We start from the raw sequence: 17,709 nt of genomic DNA, 5'->3' as shown, positions 1-17,709 counted from the left end.
TAAATATGAACGATTCTTACTTCAATTTTTATGTTTTCTCGACCAAATGAGGTTCGGGCTTGCTATAAAAGGGTTCGTGCAGGATATGTTCTTGGATATATAAGAAGTATATAGACGGTTGCTAATTAGTTGGCTTAAAATGGAAATAGTGTTATAATCATCTTTTGTAATGCTGAGACTTCAGTTGGTCGAAAATATACTTTCAAATCTTTGCTATAAGGTTTTTTAAAACATAGGTAAGTTGTAGTTATGTTTATAATTTGCTGATTTTACAAATCAAGTTTAACTTATAACTATAGAAATGGAGCTGTTGCAACCTGATATTATTTCCAGACCGATATATCTCACCCGCATTAGACCTTTTATTGGTAAGAATTTGATTAAGGTCATGACTGGGCAGAGACGTGTGGGAAAAAGCTACCTGTTATTTCAACTTATGGATGAGGTTAAAGCCGCGAACGCTGATGCCCACATTATATACATTAATAAAGAGGATTTAGCATTTTCGGATATTAAATGACCGATGGAGGTAGTCAGGTTGATGTCATATAAGCAAAACACCCGGGAATACGCTTCCCAGGTGTTTTTTATAGCTTTACAGCACAGAAGTATTACTTCTTTAACAAATCAAGGTAATATGTTTTGATGGCGAATGGTAAATTGACAATTTCTGCTACTGCAGCATCCATTGGTATGACATGACCACTTTCCAGTAAGACCGCCTTCCTTTCCGGGTCAAATACCGCAAACTGTACGCGACCTATACCCTCATAGTCTCCTGGTACAGGCAAATCCCCCTGTTTACCCAGTTTTACCGATTTTTGTGCCCCATGTATAAGCCATTCGCCGGTAGTGGGCCGCCACACACAAATATCGGCTTTCCCATCCCCATCGTAGTCGCCCGGTACCGGTACATCGCCCGGTTCTCCAAAAGGTACATTTCCTACCTGAGCAATATACCAAGTTTGGTTACTCCAGCGCCACACAGCTCTTTCTGCCGCCCCATCGCCGTCGTAATCAGCCGGGACAGGCGTTGACGCTGCCCAGCCGTGCTTCACATCCGCCTGCCCTCGTGTTGACCATATCGCTGTAGTCGGATTCCAAACGGCCAGGTCTGCTATTCCATCGCCGTCATAATCCGCCGGAACGGGTATGGCATTCGGTTCGCCCAAAGCCACTTGCTGACCGTTTTGCAGCGTATACACCGCTTTTTGCAGGTTGTATACCGCCGGAAGTGTTTGCCCTCCACCTTCAAAATACGATGCTGCCGGCACTCCGCCAGCATTCCAATGAGAGAAAAGCAGCGTTCCGTTACGGTCAAACCAATTGCCCGACTGGAATTTCATGACGTCCGACCGGCCGTCCAGATTAAAATCGTATACCCTTGTGGCGGCGGGCTCCCGAAGGAACGGTACTTTAAAATTAGAATCTCCATCTAGCTCTTCATAATCAAAATAAGGTGAAAAAGAGCGTACATGCACCAGATCCGATGCGACATCAAACCGCATCAGGCGCATCATACCGTTACCGCCCATAGGCCGACTCTGGTAATCCGACAAAAAGCTCTTCACCGTATGGCCGTTATAAGTATCCTGCCGATACCCTTCCCCATTGTCCCCCACGTGTCCGCCCATCATCATGATAAGATTAGGATGGGATTTAATTCGGTGATAAAGCCGTTCAGCCTGCTTTCCAAACGGCGCACGGCCGTTGAGATTTGTTCCAGCCACCGGGTTCAAGAACAACGTATAATGTGTTACCACGATCGCTTTGCGATCCGCGTATCGTTCCAACAATTCAGCAGCCCAATTGTTCATCTCATCCTGTTGCTCATCAAAGGCATCGTATTCGATATAAATGACTATAAAATCTATTCCCCCGGCCGAAAAAAGATCATAATGGCTGTCGTTGTCCTGCGCAAAATGTCCACCGTAGTAGGCACGTCCTTCAAAATGAGAAACACCAAAATATTTGTTGTACAATGCGGTATGACCGGAAGCTGCAAACTGGCTCGGGTATTGATCATGGTTGCCTACAGCCATCCCGTAGGGAATACCATGAGGCAGTCCTTCTTGCGGTTTCTCCAGCTTGTACATAACCTTTGCCTCTCCCATTGTTCAGGCGCTTGGTCTCCATCATCGGTAATATCGCCTAAGTGGATGACATAAGCAATATTTTCTTTTTCGCGATTCGTGAGAATCCATTCGATCTGTGCATCAAATAAATCGTTTGATCCACCCTGACTTTCTTTGGTATTATATTGCGTATCCGGAATAATGGCAATCGAAAAAGGCTGGTCTGCCACTGGGTGTTCAAGTGCGGCTGCACGCTGTGCATGTAATGGCTTCATCACCGTCGCAAAGAATGCAAAGGTCAGCACCGCCGTGTAGCTTATATAGTTTCGTTTCATTAATAACCTTTATTTTGTTCCAACAAGGGGTTCACCCCGATTTCGGCAAAAGGAATCGGGTAAAGCAGTTTTTCCTCCGCTATCTGATACGATTCGGTAGATAGATAGGGATAATGCTGTTTCATCCAGGCGGCATTTGTCGTTAAGATCTCTACGGCTTTTCCGCTCCGAAGCAAATCAAACCAGCGCCGGTTTTCAAAGGCCAGCTCTACGCGCCTTTCCTTTAAAATCAACTCCTTTAGCTGTGTTTTATCCGTTACCCGAAGATCTTCGGCCTGTGGCAGCGCACGGCGGCGAACGCGGTTCAGGTGTACCAGTGCTGCGGCATTCTTTCCCTGCTCATTCTGCACCTCGGCCAATAACAATAAAGCATCTGCATAGCGATATACCGGCCAATTATCATCCGTATTGTTGGGGTTAGCATGTGGGTTCAGGTATTTTTTAATGTAAGGTACCCCTATTTTACCGTCAGGCGCCACATAATTTACCACGCTCTTGTCAGCCTCCAGTTTAAAATAATTACTTGCATCGTACGTTCCTTCCGCCATTCCGATCGAAGCCTCCAAGCGTGTATCACCCTCTTCGTAAGCCGCAATCATCTCCTGTGTAGGTGTATTCCATCCTCCGCCGTTGTTCGACGTATTGTTGGTGGCGACACCATAAGTAATAGTCGCTGTATTGTGACAGCGCGGAAGAAAGACATAAATAAAGTTGCTCTGCACGCCCGTATTTAAGCCTTCCTTAAACTGCACTTCAAAGATAGATTCCTTGCTATTCTTTTGGTCGGTAGAAAAGACGTCTGCATAATTGGGCAGCAAATCATAGCCCATGTTTTCTAAGGTCAAAAGCAGACTTTCGGCTTCTGCATATTGTTTTCGTGTCGCATAGACTTCTGCCAACAGCATTGTTGCCGCGCCTTTGGATGCATAGCCCGATTGTGGAAATTTCTCGGGTTGTTTCAACAAATCGACGGCTTTGGAGGCGTCTTCAACGATCTGCGTGTAGACTTCATCCACGGATGCCCGCGGCTTAAAAGCCTGACTTTCGTCTGCAACTTCAGTTAAATATAGCGGTACACCACCAAAATAACGCACGAGCTTGAAATAATAAAAGGCCCGGAGAAACCGTGCTTCACCCTCCATTTTTTCTTTGGCTGCTGCGGGAATATCCGCCGCTGATAAGCGATCTATCAGTACATTGGTGCGTGATATACCTTGGTAATTATCATAATACATCGCGGCCGAATAATCGTTGCTCGAATTGTTCGTAAAATCAGCAATGTCCTGCCGCATATAGATAGCTGTTCCCTGATTGTTTGGATTATACTCATAATGCGTGTTGTCTGAGCGCATTTCCGATGTATAATAATCGGGCCCGACCGTCCGTAATGGATTGTACGCTGCATGGAGCGCCTGCATAAAATCAACCTCTGTACGAAAGAAACTAGCGCCCGAAACCTGATCTTCCGGAGCAAGTTCAAGAAAATTCTGGCAACTGCCCAGCAAGAGCATGCCTGCAAGCATAGCGGCGTAGCCATAACTTTTTATGTTCAATATTATCTGCATCATATTAATTAAGTGTGAGATTAAAACCTAGCGAAAAAATACGGGGTACGGGATAGGCATTTTCATCGATACCGATGCTGGCACCTTCCAGTCCATTCAAGCTGATCTCCGGGTTCATCCCCGAGTAAGACATGAGGTAAAAGACATTTTGAACAGAAGCATAAGCCCGTACGTGGCGGACGAAGCGGTTTGCCGTTGGAAATTTATAGCCCAAGGTTATATTCTTCATCGCTAGATAAGTCCCGTCTTCTACCCATTGCGAATTGACATTACGCCCCCAGGCCGTTGTGCCCGACAGGGTGCGCGGGTATTTTCCAGACCCCGGGTTTTCTTCCGAGCGCCAGCGGTCTGCCGTTTCTGCCAGCATGCCCCGGGCACCATCCATATTGGCCAGGTATGCCCATTTTGCCGGGAGAATCAACTTCCCGCCATACGAACCTGTCATCGAAAAGCTAAGGTCAAAATTACGATAAGCAAAGTTATTGTGGAATCCAAACAAGAAGTCAGGATTTGGATCACCGATAAAAGTGCGGTCGTTTTCGTCGATCAAACCGTCGCCATTCATATCCTGCATCTTAATCGTTCCAACTGCAATCCGGTTATATTTCGCGGCCGACTCCAGATCTGCTTCGTCCTTAATCAACCCTTCATTGATAAAACCAAAGAACATGCCCAAAGGATATCCTTCCTGATTTCGGTAGTAATCGGACGATATGTTATTGAACCGTCTGAAATAGCCGGGGCTCACCAAGCGCTCGATGCGGTTACGGTCAAACGAGATATTAAAGGCAGAGATCCACTGGAGCTCTCCAAACTGTTGATTGGTCGATAAGGAGAACTCATGCCCCCAAAACCGAATTTCGCCTACATTGGAGGTGATGCTGGTAAAACCCGAGGCCCGGTCTATAGGTCTGGCCTGAATGAGTCCGTCAGAAAGCTTCCGATAATAGTCATACGTGAACGTCCACTTATCGTCAAAAAGACTCATGTCCAATCCCAGATTAAGCTGTGCCGTCTTCTCCCACGCCAAGAAAGTATTTCCAAGCGAGGTAACGGTACTACCCTGTACCAATCCATTGTTGATGACGTAATTAGCCTCCCCGATCTGGGGAATATGGGTGTAGTTTCCGATATTGTTATTACCCGTTAGACCGTAACTGGCACGTAACTTCAGCATGCGGAGATAATCGGTTGTGGATTCCATGAATGATTCGTTACTGAGCACCCATCCTACAGATGCTGCCGGAAAAGTACCATAGCGCTCGTTGCTGCCGAAACGCGAAGATCCGTCCCGTCGCATAGATAGCCCCACGAGGTATTTGTTTTGATAGCTATAGTTCAAGCGTGCCAGATAAGAGAGCAGTGCATAGCCCGTGGCATTACTGGTGCCGCCGGTGATATTGGCCGCTACATTCAGATAAGGGATGTCATCGCTTGCGAATCCCTGCCCACTCACGCTATTGGACGTCTGCCGGAACGATTGTCCGGATATACCAAGCAAGCCGTCGATGTGGTGGTCACCAAAGTGCCTGTCGTAGTTCAAATTCAGCTCCGTTGTATAGCTGTAATTCTCTACGGAGCTACTTGTGCCAGACGATATATTATTGGTATTCAAAAAAGAAGGAACAAAATATTGTCGCATCTCTTTCCCCATATCTATACCTGCCAATCCATTAATCTGCCAACCCTCCGCAAATGCATAGTTGACATAGGCGTTCCCGAGGATACGTGTTGTTTTGTAGTCGTCTACCGTTAGTTCGTACCGAGCCAAAGGGTTGATGTAAGAGACCATCCCCGGCGAACTTACAAAACGGGTGTAGTTACCATTTTCGTCATAGGGTGCAATCATGGGACTCGCCTCCGACGTTTTTTGCACGATTCCTTGAATACCATCGTCCAGCCGGTTGTTGTGGTCAAGACGATGGCTTGGCGCGAGGTTAATACCTACCTTCAGCTTACCATCGACCAAATCAAAGCGCTGGTTCATGCGCAGCGAGAATAGTTTTGTGCCGCTATTGACGACGACACCATCTTGTTGCTGGTATCCGCCAACCACCATCGTTGAAGAATTTTCCCGTGCAGAGCTGAAGCTGATATCGTAGTTCTGTTGGGACGCCGTGCGCGTCAATAGGTCAAACCAATTCGTTCCTTCACCATATTGCTCGGGGTTCTGGTATTCTTCTGGAATTTTGCCGGTGAAGTTTTCATAACGGATCATATCTTCATAGCGTTCCTTCATAAAGGTAGCGTACTGGCGGGCATTCATCATCTTTGGTACCCCTCTGTCCGGAATGTTTTGTATGCCGTAGTTTGCATTGAAATCGACCTTGGTTCCTTCGCCCATTTTTGCTTTTTTGGTGGTGATCAAGATAACACCGTTGGACGCCCGGGAGCCGTAAAGTGCCGTAGCCGATGCATCTTTTAAAATGGAGAACGATTCAATTTCGCTGGGGTTTATATTATTGATGCTCCCGGTGATCGGCATGCCGTCAACGACAAATAGCGGAGAGCTTCCGGAATTTAGCGACGCTGCGCCACGGATACGCCAGGACATCCCTCGGCCGGGTTGACCGGAGGTCTGAAAGATCTGGACACCCGGCGCCCTACCCTGAAGCTGCTGTGCGAATTGCGTAACCGGCATATCCTGTAGCGGAGCTGCATCAATATGCGTGATCGCCCCGGTCACTTCCAATCGTCTCTGTTTACCGTAGGATACGGTTACTTCCTCCAATATGCCAGATGGCTGGAGGGTAACGTTGAGCGGCAGCTCTTGATTTTCTCCCAGTGTAATCGCGATATTTCGTGTTTCAAAACCGATATAGCTTACCGTAAGTGTCCATTTCCCGGGTTTCAACCGCAGCCGAAACGTACCATCGTCTTTTGTTTGTATCGATGGAGATACACCCTGAATACTTATCGTAGCACCTGCCAATGGTTGATCGTTTATGCCCCGAACGGTACCCTGTACCACACTCGGTGCAGGTTGACGTTTGAGGTAAATACGATTGCCGTCCAATCGATAGTCAATTGCCATTTCGCGCTCCAGCAAAGCCAGCAGACGGCCCAGGTTTAATTGCTTATCCGCTACGCGAACCACTCGCTCGCTCCGGATTTCTTTTGGGTTATACATAAAGCTAACCTCGGATTGCTGTTCGACCTGGCGGAGCAACTCCGTTAATGTGGATGACGAAGACGATAAATGGAGTTTTAACCGTTCTAAGTGTTGCGCTTCGAGTTTATTCGCATAGAGCGTACTGATGAGTATGCCGAAGAAACAACAGGTTGCCAACGAAAATTTCATGATAAAAAGGATATAAGGATACTGTTTCCAAATTTTTAACATATATTGTATTGTTTTTTGATAATGGTGAGATTTTATTGAAAAATGTGATCAGACCGGGGCTCGGCCAAAGCTTCGGTCTTCTTTTTTTGTTAAGATAGCTACTCGATAAACACCTCCTTTCCGTCGATACGATACTTGAAATAGTTTATGTTTTGCAATCCTTCCAGGATCTCCTTTAGACGGGGCTGTTTAAAAGACGCGGTGAAATATTGACTTTTGACCTTCCGGGGATCTACGTATACCTTTACGTCAAACCATATTTCTAGTCGTTTTTTAACTTCTTCCCAGTTATTGTCACTAAGGAGCAGGACATTATCTTTCCAGGAACTTAATCTTTCGGTTTGCGCTTTGGCAAGTTCGGTTGTTCCATTTTGAAGATCGAAAATCAGCTGTTTGCCTTTCTCAACAACCTGTATGGTAGAATCACCGGTCAATGATCGAAATCCTACCCTGCCGGTATTTACCGATAAATGATAGCGTCCGTCATCCCCTAACAGCTGTATATTAAACGAGGTGCCTAAAACGGTGTTTTCGGCGTAGGCTGTCTGCACGACAAATGGTTTTTCCGAATCATGTACAACTTCAAAAAAGGCCTCTCCTTGATCCAAAAAGACACGCCTTTCGGGTTGCGCCGCATAATAGGCGTTGTAGCGCAGCACGGTATTTCCGTGAAGGTATACCACCGTGCTGTCAGGCAGTGATATTTTGCCCCGTTGTCCGGATTTTGTGGTAATTGTTTGGAATACCGGCTCAGGTTGCTTTGCGATATTGGGAGCATCATTGGTCTGATATTTAACGTAAACACCTACAAAACTTCCGATGAGTACCACCGCGGCGGCCGCGTAGTACCACCATCTTTTTATTTTCGGGGTAGGGGTAGGCGCTTGTTCGGATACAGAAAGAATACGGATATGACTTGCTACATGATGGAAGATTTCTTTTTCTATACGCGTGTAATCTTCCTCTCCTAAGTTATTGTGCTTTGGCTTTTCTTCCAGCCAGTTTTCTATTTTTTCTTTTTCTGCTGCAGGAAGATCTTCTTGTAAATAAGCTGCCAGTAGCTGTTGCAGCAAGGTTTGTTTCTTTTTGTCTGTTTTCCCCATATATCTGGAAGAGGCTTTTTAGACCAAAACGTACTATGGTTGACCGATGAAGAAATGATTACGTTTATGTTAGTTTTATGTGAATCAAAGGGTGGGTGCGGCGAGTAGCCATATGAAGAGGCTGGCATCCATAACGACACGAATCTTTTTATTAGCAGATACTAATTGATTTTTTACGGTTTGTTCGGCTATACCCAGTTCGGACGCGATCTCTGTGATGGAATAGGCAAATAGATAATAACGGCTGTATATTTCCCGTTGTTTCTGTGGCAGCTTGGCGATTTCAGACTCCCATTGGGTATGCAGCTCTTTCGCCAGCAGCAGGTCGTCGACTGCTATCGCTATCGATTCAATCGCTTCTTTATATAAGATTTGCCGTTGTGTGGTCTGCAATGCCACTTGCAAGCGCCGGATAACTTCCCGTTTGGTTGCCCGCCGTAAATAACCGGCTACATTTTCCCAGATATCCAGACGGCCTCGTTTCTCCCACAACTTGATGTAGATGTCCTGCACAATATCCTTCGCCTCATCCTCGTCTTTCGTTTTGGCGAATGCGAGATCGAATAGCTCACGCCAAGTCTGGTGATAGAGGGCGTTAAATGCCGCCGTGTCACCGGCTTTAATTTTCTGGAAAAGTGCCAACAGTCCTGTGTCTTGCATCCGCTCTATCTCATTTTTCCAAAAGTAGGGGTAATACATCAAGCTAAGATGAATAAGCTGTTAACATCATATTAACTGTATAGGCAAAAAAGCCGTACATCGAGCATGGTCATAATTTGTGTTGCTCTACTATAGGGATTTTATACTCTTTTTCCAATTTACCCCCTAAGATTTGCCAAAATTACGCGGTCGCTTTTTTCTGATTGCCACTACTTTTGCTCCGTAAACCTTAATGAAGTATTATGAAACACCTATTAAGCATACTGCTTTTTGCACTGTTGCTATCTGCCTGTTCGGATAAGGAAAATAGCGAACTGGAGCCGGAGAGCATTCCAGAAAACTCTTCTATTTCAACCACCATGGGAATAAAGCTGAGCGCGGCTTCGCTGACTGCTTTTGCAGCACAAAATGTAACTGCGATCGATGTCTTTGTCTATCTAGGAGATTCTCTGGTTTTTGGGGAGAATTTAGCGCTTGGCGACGGAAATCTACAGGTTGAAGTACCCTTGGGCGAAAGCCTCAAAACCTTTGCTGTCGCCAATGCCGGAGAGATTGTCGATCCAGAATCACTACAGAAGGTACTTATCTCCCAAAATGTCGGTAGTCAGAAAGAAATATATGTTTCCGCCCTGACGACATTTATGTCTGATAAAACGGTAAGCACGGTCAATTTAGAGCTCAAACGGATGGTGGGGCAGGCCGTTTTCCAACCGGTCGAAGCCGTTGAAGAACTGACGGGCATCACGACTTTTGATGCGCTGGACGTCCATTTCAATAATGTGGTGATCGGCTATATGCCCGGTGCCAATCGCTTTGTGACGGATAAAGTAATTGTACGTACCAACGTGGTCACGGATTTTAAAGCATCGGTTTATTCGTTTCCTACACCGGATGCCAATCTAGGAAATATAGAGGTGGTTTACCTGAAAGAGGAGACTGAAGTCAACCGGACATTACGGCCTTTAAGCGTTGCGATAAAATATGAAAGCTCCAAACGTACGGTCGTGAATATGCCTATTCTGAATCCGGCTTTTCTATCGCATAAATTATCCGCATCCTCACGGTCAGCTTCCAGCAGTACCTCCTCCGGTGTTACTTTTCAGGAGTATCAATTCTAACCCTAAATATGATGAAGAAGAATATAATATACCTATTTTTCCATGTGCTGATCCTTGCTTCGGTATGTGGATGTGCTAAACAGGACGCATACGATTCATCTGTCGTCAGGGCGTACAACATTTACCTGAATGGCAAACCTTGGCAACTTAATCCCGGTATTTCTACCAAGCCTTTTTTTATCTATAAGGATGATACGGGAGATTTTATAGCGAATTATACGAGCCATTACCGCTTTTCTCTCGAAAATGGCCGTTATCGTTTTGTAGCAAGCCCTATGCCGGCTAATCTGATTCCGGATTCGGTCTTGTCGACCAATCTGAAAGATCTGGTGATCAAGCAAGCTCCGCGCGCAGATCAACACGTACAGATTTCTGCAGCAGTGTTGTACAGTTCACCCTTTGAGCAACCTTTGCATATCGATATGATCAGCAGAACCGGAAGGCTACGTTTACAGGCGACAGATACCAAATCCGATAGAAGCTACAACACGGTCCGGGCGGTCGTCACCGTAAAGCGTTCCGGCTATCGGGTCATTGACGAGAGTTATGTTGAAACACCATTGGAAGTAACCCGCTCGATGGCTACAGACAGAGGCGGGATCAACTATACGGATGATTTCGTGCTGTTTAATACGAAAAGCGAAGAAAGTGGCGTAGACGTTCGGCTTGAATTACTGGACGGAACCGGTAGTATTGTCCGTACACGTAAGCTGGATGCACCCATCTCTATATTTTCGGATTCCCTGACATTAGTGCAATTTGGACTTAACGATTCGGAAGATCCAATGATACAGCAATATAGTGTTACCGTTTTACCCGAAAATTGGACAGAAGAAGAATACGATGCAGAAGAGCCTTTTAGTATACCCGAAGGATTTACGGTGTTAGCGCCGGATGATGATATCAACACGGTATACAATGCACTGAAGAATGACAACGCGGTAAGCGAAGTGAAACTTTTCTTGAGTGCTGGAACCAGTTATTCTTTTGCTAACGGTACGTTAAGCAACATCATTAAACCGCTGCATATCGTAGGGCAGCAGACCGCTGCAGGAGAGCCCGCAGCCACACTCGCCATACAAGGCAATGTTAGTATGGGGACAAATACCGGTACACCGCTCAAGATCAGTACAATCCGTTTTGAAAACCTAGATCTAAAACCGTCCGCAGATTTCTTTAGGTTCCGTGATCAGGATTTTGAAGTGGACAACGTCATATTCCGCAATTGTGAATTCCGGGATCTGCCGGCGACGATGTGGTATCAGCAGTCCGATGGAGACCTGATGCAGATCATTCATAACTTTCTTATCGAAGATTGCCGTTTTATCAATCTCAATCTAGGCAGTAGCGGACTGCTCGGGTTAGGAAATAGACAGATATTACCGATCTATAATATTGTTTTCAAAAACTCGACTTTCCATGCCAAGACTTTGGGTAGCGCTGCATTGATTACCAATCTCAATAGGATCGATCGGAATCTCTCCGTGACCATTGAAAATTGTACGATGGTCAATCTTGCCGGTGGAGATATGAAATTCTTTGATCTCAATGGAGCCAATACCGATGCATTTCATCTAACCGTAAAGAATAATCTGATCAGTGGGAATGCCGAGGCAGGTCGAGGCACCTGGCTTATTTTGAACAAGGTCAGTAGTAGGGAGATAACGAATAACTACTATACCAACGGCTTTGTACTCAACAACTGGGGTGTATTGGCCGGAGAGGAGCCCGTGCCGACACTATTGCCTATGGCAGCATTGTTCGAGGATCCTATAACAGGGGATCTGCATATTAAGGATAAGGCATCGGAAGTTTATCTGCATAAGATAGGTGATCCACATTGGCTTAAGTAATTTATTGAAAACAATAATCAAAGCAGATGAAAACGATTGCACTAGTTTTAATGGTAACTATGCTATGTTCTGGTTGCGCGACTAAGCATGACCTAGACATCAAAAAGGAAGCTGTGGAGTTTAACGTATCCAAGGCCACGGTCAATCTAGCCAATGCGAAGGGCTCCGCAACAATCAATGTAATCGCGGATGGAAACTGGAACACAACAGTAGAAACTGGAGCAGACTGGATCTCCCTGGGTTCGTCCGAAGGTAGCGGTAATGGCCCAATACGTATCATGGTCTCCGATAATACAGCAGAAGGCACCCGTAACGGAAAGATTACGATATCACAAACGAGCGGTGGAACAAAGATCTCGAAGGAAGTGGAGGTCAATCAGCTTGGCGCAGATCCAGATATTTTGATAGAATATGCTACGGATATCATGTCAGCAGCCGGTGGCGAACTGATTGTGACCGTAACCTCCAATACAGCGTGGGAAGCGGCAATCGATGAGCACTATTACTGGCTTACCACAACAGAGCGGTTGACAGCGAAGTCTACGCTTGTCACCGAGGAGTTGAAAATTCTGGTGGCACCCAATGCAGACGTACAAAGAACGGGTAAGGTGCTGATACAGTCTACGGGACCGTATGTCATCAATCGATCTGTTGGCATTACGCAGGAAGAATCTTTCGCGGAGTTGAGTCTGACGCAGGACGAGTATATCGTTCCGTTCAAGACCGCGCAGCTGAACGTTCCGGTCGATTTAGGCAACAACGGTACCCGATATAGCATTACGGCAGATCAGGACTGGGTCACTTGGGATGAGGGGGCTTCGACTTCCACACAGATCGCCTTGAAATTAAAAGACAATAGCCTGTCTGATTTTCCGCGTACAGCGCGGGTAACGGTCACGAATTTCAACCTCTCCGAGACATTTACTGTATTCCAGTATGGCAAGCCTAATCCACGTATCGGTGACGATGTAACGGTTGTGCCCCAGGCTTTTCCGGGGGCTGAGGGAGGAGGACGATTCACGACAGGTGGCCGCGGAGGCATTGTTTATCATGTCACCAATTTACAGGACTACAATCGTGGGGAGTCTCCTATACCCGGAAGTTTACGCTATGGGCTGGATCTCACCGTGCCTCGGACAATCGTGTTTGATGTCTCGGGCACGATCGAGCTGAAGCGGAGACTGGGCATCGTACAGCCCAATGTCAGTATCATCGGCCAGACAGCACCCGGAGATGGGATTACGTTAAAAAATTATCAGCTGGAGATTTCGTCTACGCTGAATAGTGTGAACGCGATCATCCGTTTCCTTCGGTGCCGGACAGGTGACGAGATGAGTGATCATGAAGATGATGCTATAGGTGGACGCTGGTTCAGACAAGCCATTATTGACCATGTCAGTTCCAGCTGGTCGGTGGATGAGACCATGTCCTTCTATGGTGCCAAAGATATTACCGTGCAATGGTCTATTGCTTCGGAGAGCCTGAGTGAATCGCAGCACGAGAAAGGTGCCCATGGTTACGGCGGTATGTTCAGCGGAGACAACGCAACATCCCATCATGTGCTTTTTGCGCATCACGGTAGCCGGGTACCCCGTATCTCCGATCTATCTGCCGACGGACCCGGTATACCCAACGACTATCACGGCTATTTCGACGTAAGGAATAATGTGTATTACAATTGGAATGGTGCCGGACAAGGGGCATATGGCGGAGCGAACGCCAAGTTCAATCTCGTGAAGAGTTACTACAAAGCAGGGCCAGCGACCAATAGTAAGCGCACGCGGATACTTTCCACTGATCCATCTGCCCGGATATTTGCAGAAGGGAATTACGCCACGGCAGATCCGAGTGTGGTCAACGATAATTGGACGAACGGTATCTGGAATGAGTTTTTTCATACGCTCAATCCGACCGAACAGGAAAAGCAGGCGATGAAGATGGATCAGCCTTTCCCTTTTGAAAAAGTGACAACGCACGCGCCGGAGGATGCCTACCGTCGTGTTGCCGACTATGCTGGCGCTTCGCTTCGTCGGGATGCTGTGGATAAGCGGATCGTCAACGAATTACTGACCGGTACCACGACGTATATAGGCTCGATATCGACCTCGCCTAAGCCGGGGATCATCGATAAAGTTTCGGATACGGATGGCTATCCGGTACTGAAATCTTTAGCGGCATGGCCGGATACGGACGGAGATGGTATTCCCGATATCTGGGAAGAGGCCTACGGACTGGACAAGAACAATGCACAAGATGCCAAGGGGTTTGACGTAGATCCTATGGGACGCTATTCCAATTTGGAGGTGTACTTTCACAATCTGGTCCAGCATATTGTCTACTACCAAAATTTAGGAGGGATCCAACAGGAAAAGAAATGAGAAACGAAAATATAATAATAGGTAACCAATTTATAAGCTAAAAATATATGATAAGCAAAAGGTTTTTTCTTAGTTGTTGTGCGATGCTGTTCGCAGCGATTAGCTTTGCGCAAACCGTTGTGACCGGCGTCGTTTCAGATAATGCCAAGCCGTTGGTAGGGGTAACGGTCACGGTACAGGGAACCAGCAAAGCTGCGTCTACTGATAGCAACGGAAAGTTTAGAATTAGTGTTGCAGACCCGAAGACAGCGGTATTGTTGTTCAGGTTTATGGGGATGCACGAGCAGGAAGTACAGGTGGATGGACGTCTCTCCGGTATCGAAGTGCAGCTGGTCAATCTGGAAAATCAGATGGAAGACGTGGTGGTGATCGGATACGGAACGCAGAAGAGGGGAAACTTAACGGGAACCGTCGCGTCTGTATCGGGAGAGGTACTGGCTAAAGTTCCTACGACATCTGTAGCTGAAGCGATGGTCGGAAGGCTGCCCGGTGTACAGATCACTGCGGTGGATGGTGCGCCCGATGCGGACATCACGATCCGTGTACGGGGAGGAGGGTCCATTACACAGGATAATTCTCCCCTCATATTGGTTGATGGATTTGAGGTCGCCAATCTAAATGATGTTCCACCATCGGATATAGAGTCGGTAAATGTGTTAAAGGATGCGTCCTCTACAGCGATATATGGTGCACGTGGAGCCAACGGTGTAATTTTGGTCACGACAAAGCGGCCAAAAGCCGGACGTGCAGTCCTTACCGCGAACTCCTTTTGGCAGATGAAGACACTTTCACGTAAGCTCGACGTTATGGATCCTTATGAGTTTGTCATGATGCAGTACGAATATGATCGACAGCGCTCCTCTAATCCAGGAGGTTTTTTCAACAAGTATGGACAAGCTTACGAAATGTATAATTACCAGAGGATACGTGGTGTGGACTGGCAGAAGGAAATCTTTGGAGAGAATCCGATTGCCCGGTTCACCGATATCAATCTTTCTGGTGGTAGCGAGAAGACGAGGTACAAATTTTCGTTGGCAAATCAGGATCAACCGGGTATTTTGGTCGGTAACGGGCTGGCGCAAACGAATATTAACTTGACATTGGACACCAAATTGTCTGACCGTCTGACTTTGGAATACCGTACGCGCTTTACGAATCAGCAACTGGATGGGGCAGGTACGGAGGGTGTAAATCTGTTGGATGCACTGCGTACCGCTCCGACCGAGGGGCTGGATGATTTTATGGCCCTACCCGAGGACAACACCTACTTTGATCCGGACGATTTCATCGAGGTTGTTCGGATGAATCCACAACAGAAGGCAGCAAACAACTACCGTAAGCGGGTGACGCGTACGTTCAACACGGCGGCAGGACTGACTTGGAATATTTGGGACAAGCTCTCTTTTAAGACGGAGATATCCGGTGAGTACAAATACCTGGAAGACCAGCGTTTCTGGGGTGTAGATGAAAATGTAGCCCGCAATAACAATAATTTGCCGGTGATCCAATGGAGTATGAATAAGAATCCCAGATGGCAATGGACCAACCGATTGAACTATGACTTTAATTGGAAAGATATACACGATTTCCAGTTTATGATCGGGCAGGAGGTGCGACACAACGCGAACAGTGGAAAGTCCTATTCATCGCGTTATTTCCCTGAAAATATTACAGGCCAAAAGGCATTTGACAATATTGCTTTAGGTACGGTCTTTGAAAGCTCCTCCTCTGCAGGTTCACCGGTCAGAATTTCGTCCTTTTTCGGCCGTGCTTATTATGGTTATGACGATCGATATCTGGTGACCCTTGCGATGCGTGCCGATGGGTCGACGAAGTTTGCTCCTGGCAATCAATGGGGATTGTTCCCTGCTGTATCTGCGGCTTGGCGTGTGATGAATGAGGAATTTATGCAGGAGGTAGATTACCTATCCAATCTAAAGGTACGCATAGGCTATGGCATCTCGGGCAACGACAGGATCGGAAGTGACCTCTTTGCGAAGTATTATCGTGTGAATCGCAACCGTCCTGTTGGATGGGGCGAAGAGATGGATCATTACTATTACAATTTCTTTGACACGAACAACCTCTACAACCCTACGGTCAGATGGGAAACCACGATTTCGCGTAATGCGGGATTAGATTTTGGTTTTTTTAATGAAAAAATAAACGGTACGGTGGACGTCTATTGGAATACGGTAAAGGACCTGTTGGTACCTTCGGATATTCCAGCACATTCGGGCTATACCAAGATTATGACCAATGTGGGGCAGACATCCAATAGGGGTATTGATATAGCATTAAATGCTTATGTCGTCGATAAAAGAGACTTTTCTTTGAACGTTAACTTTAACGTAGGGTATAATCGGACACGGATCGATAACCTGGCTACGGGCGAGAATGAATGGATTTTGTCTTCGAATTGGGCGGGTTCACAACTGCTCAATACGGATGATTACCGTGCCTACGTAGGTGGAACCAAGGGCCTGATCTTTGGTTTCGTTAATGATGGTATGTATACGATTGATGATTTTTCTTCCTTCAATACCACCACCAGAGCATGGGTGCTCAAGGATGGTGTTGCCAATTCCAGAAATCTTTCGGGAGACCCCCGTCCGGGTAATGCGAAGTTTAAAAAGTTGACACCTGTAGATCCCAATGACCCCAATACCTATGTCATCGGAGATAATGACCGTACGGTCATCGGCGAGACCACCCCCGACTTTTCGGGTGGTTTCGGGCTCGACGCGAGGTATAAAAATTTTGACTTTACGGTGTTCTTCAACTATATGGTAGGTTTTGATGTGTTCAACGCCAATAAGGTGATGATGACATCCTGGTACAACAATAATCGCAATAACCTAAGCATGGATGTGGGAATGGATAAGCGTTGGCGAAATTTTGATGATATGGGCAATGAGATACGTTATAATCCGGATGCCTTGGCTAAATTCAATGAAAACGCCACCATGTGGAATCCTACATCCATCGGACGTCCGATTGCGATGTCTTATGCGGTGGAGGATGGATCTTTCCTGCGGTTGAATATGGCTTCCCTAGGCTATACCTTGCCACAGTCGCTAACTAGACGGGTGGGCATGAATAGGGTACGGATGTATGCTACGGGATATAACCTGTTGACCATTACCGGTTATTCAGGATATGATCCGGAGGTCAATATAGAGACTGGACTTACACCAAATATTGATTACAATTCATACCCTAGAAGTAGGACGTACACCTGCGGGATACAGTTTACATTCTAATCTTAAAGACTAAAAC

At 46.5% G+C, this 17,709-nt stretch carries 11 protein-coding genes; 5 read left to right on the top strand and 6 right to left on the bottom strand.

Features of this window, described 5'->3' with window-relative positions:
- Positions 1 to 301: 301 nt before the first annotated feature.
- Positions 302 to 520: an AAA family ATPase gene (locus EWE74_RS13650; protein ID WP_130142073.1), complete on the top strand. Its 219-nt coding sequence runs from the start codon at positions 302 to 304 to the stop codon at positions 518 to 520.
- A gap of 91 nt (positions 521 to 611) precedes the next feature.
- On the opposite strand, the gene EWE74_RS13645 is transcribed toward EWE74_RS13650, so the two are convergent.
- The 6 genes from EWE74_RS13645 to EWE74_RS13620 form a co-directional block, all read right to left on the bottom strand.
- Entirely contained in the window at positions 612 to 2,096 is a 1,485-nt protein-coding gene (locus tag EWE74_RS13645; protein ID WP_206365234.1) for a hypothetical protein, read from the bottom strand.
- Positions 2,033 to 2,410, bottom strand: a complete 378-nt coding sequence (locus EWE74_RS13640) for a metallophosphoesterase family protein (RefSeq protein WP_130142071.1) — start codon at positions 2,408 to 2,410, stop codon at positions 2,033 to 2,035. Before EWE74_RS13640 ends, EWE74_RS13645 begins: the two co-directional genes overlap by 64 nt.
- Entirely contained in the window at positions 2,410 to 3,978 is a 1,569-nt protein-coding gene (locus EWE74_RS13635) for a RagB/SusD family nutrient uptake outer membrane protein (protein ID WP_239018661.1), read from the bottom strand. The genes EWE74_RS13640 and EWE74_RS13635 overlap by 1 nt, the downstream gene beginning before the upstream one ends.
- Position 3,979: 1 nt before the next feature.
- Positions 3,980 to 7,318: a SusC/RagA family TonB-linked outer membrane protein gene (locus tag EWE74_RS13630; RefSeq protein ID WP_130142070.1), complete on the bottom strand. Its 3,339-nt coding sequence runs from the start codon at positions 7,316 to 7,318 to the stop codon at positions 3,980 to 3,982.
- A gap of 98 nt (positions 7,319 to 7,416) precedes the next feature.
- Positions 7,417 to 8,421 carry a FecR family protein gene (locus EWE74_RS13625; protein ID WP_130142069.1) on the bottom strand — a complete coding sequence of 335 codons (1,005 nt, stop codon included), beginning with the start codon at positions 8,419 to 8,421 and terminating at the stop codon, positions 7,417 to 7,419.
- 84 nt (positions 8,422 to 8,505) lie between these two features.
- Positions 8,506 to 9,081: an RNA polymerase sigma factor gene (locus tag EWE74_RS13620; RefSeq protein ID WP_165384718.1), complete on the bottom strand. Its 576-nt coding sequence runs from the start codon at positions 9,079 to 9,081 to the stop codon at positions 8,506 to 8,508.
- Positions 9,082 to 9,323: 242 nt separating this feature from the next.
- On the opposite strand from EWE74_RS13620, the gene EWE74_RS13615 reads away from it, so the two are divergent.
- From EWE74_RS13615 to EWE74_RS13600, 4 genes are read left to right on the top strand one after another with little or no spacing between them, the layout of a single operon-like run.
- The gene (locus tag EWE74_RS13615) at positions 9,324 to 10,199 is read left to right on the top strand and encodes a hypothetical protein (RefSeq protein ID WP_130142067.1); all 876 of its coding nucleotides are present in this window, start codon (positions 9,324 to 9,326) and stop codon (positions 10,197 to 10,199) included.
- 8 nt (positions 10,200 to 10,207) lie between these two features.
- Entirely contained in the window at positions 10,208 to 12,052 is a 1,845-nt protein-coding gene (locus EWE74_RS13610; protein WP_130142066.1) for a DUF5123 domain-containing protein, read from the top strand.
- Between the two features lie 26 nt (positions 12,053 to 12,078).
- The gene (locus EWE74_RS13605) at positions 12,079 to 14,430 is read left to right on the top strand and encodes a BACON domain-containing protein (protein ID WP_130142065.1); all 2,352 of its coding nucleotides are present in this window, start codon (positions 12,079 to 12,081) and stop codon (positions 14,428 to 14,430) included.
- A 47-nt stretch (positions 14,431 to 14,477) separates the two neighbouring features.
- The gene (locus tag EWE74_RS13600) at positions 14,478 to 17,693 is read left to right on the top strand and encodes a SusC/RagA family TonB-linked outer membrane protein (protein ID WP_206365233.1); all 3,216 of its coding nucleotides are present in this window, start codon (positions 14,478 to 14,480) and stop codon (positions 17,691 to 17,693) included.
- Positions 17,694 to 17,709: the final 16 nt, after the last annotated feature.

Origin of the sequence: Sphingobacterium corticibacterium (assembly GCF_004208525.1) — a bacterium.
Lineage (GTDB): Bacteria > Bacteroidota > Bacteroidia > Sphingobacteriales > Sphingobacteriaceae > Sphingobacterium > Sphingobacterium corticibacterium.
Note: the sequence above shows the minus strand (reverse complement) of the source record. Positions and strands in the feature narration are given on the sequence as shown.

What these genes read in the sequence shown, in the direction of transcription:
- EWE74_RS13650 (WP_130142073.1), top strand. Translation starts at nt 302, where the DNA reads ATGGAGCTGTTGCAACCTGATATTATTTCCAGACCGATATATCTCACC.
- EWE74_RS13645 (WP_206365234.1), bottom strand. Translation starts at nt 2,096, where the DNA reads ATGTACAAGCTGGAGAAACCGCAAGAAGGACTGCCTCATGGTATTCCC.
- EWE74_RS13640 (WP_130142071.1), bottom strand. Translation starts at nt 2,410, where the DNA reads ATGAAACGAAACTATATAAGCTACACGGCGGTGCTGACCTTTGCATTC.
- EWE74_RS13635 (WP_239018661.1), bottom strand. Translation starts at nt 3,978, where the DNA reads ATGATGCAGATAATATTGAACATAAAAAGTTATGGCTACGCCGCTATG.
- EWE74_RS13630 (WP_130142070.1), bottom strand. Translation starts at nt 7,318, where the DNA reads ATGTTAAAAATTTGGAAACAGTATCCTTATATCCTTTTTATCATGAAA.
- EWE74_RS13625 (WP_130142069.1), bottom strand. Translation starts at nt 8,421, where the DNA reads ATGGGGAAAACAGACAAAAAGAAACAAACCTTGCTGCAACAGCTACTG.
- EWE74_RS13620 (WP_165384718.1), bottom strand. Translation starts at nt 9,081, where the DNA reads ATGCAAGACACAGGACTGTTGGCACTTTTCCAGAAAATTAAAGCCGGT.
- EWE74_RS13615 (WP_130142067.1), top strand. Translation starts at nt 9,324, where the DNA reads ATGAAACACCTATTAAGCATACTGCTTTTTGCACTGTTGCTATCTGCC.
- EWE74_RS13610 (WP_130142066.1), top strand. Translation starts at nt 10,208, where the DNA reads ATGATGAAGAAGAATATAATATACCTATTTTTCCATGTGCTGATCCTT.
- EWE74_RS13605 (WP_130142065.1), top strand. Translation starts at nt 12,079, where the DNA reads ATGAAAACGATTGCACTAGTTTTAATGGTAACTATGCTATGTTCTGGT.
- EWE74_RS13600 (WP_206365233.1), top strand. Translation starts at nt 14,478, where the DNA reads ATGATAAGCAAAAGGTTTTTTCTTAGTTGTTGTGCGATGCTGTTCGCA.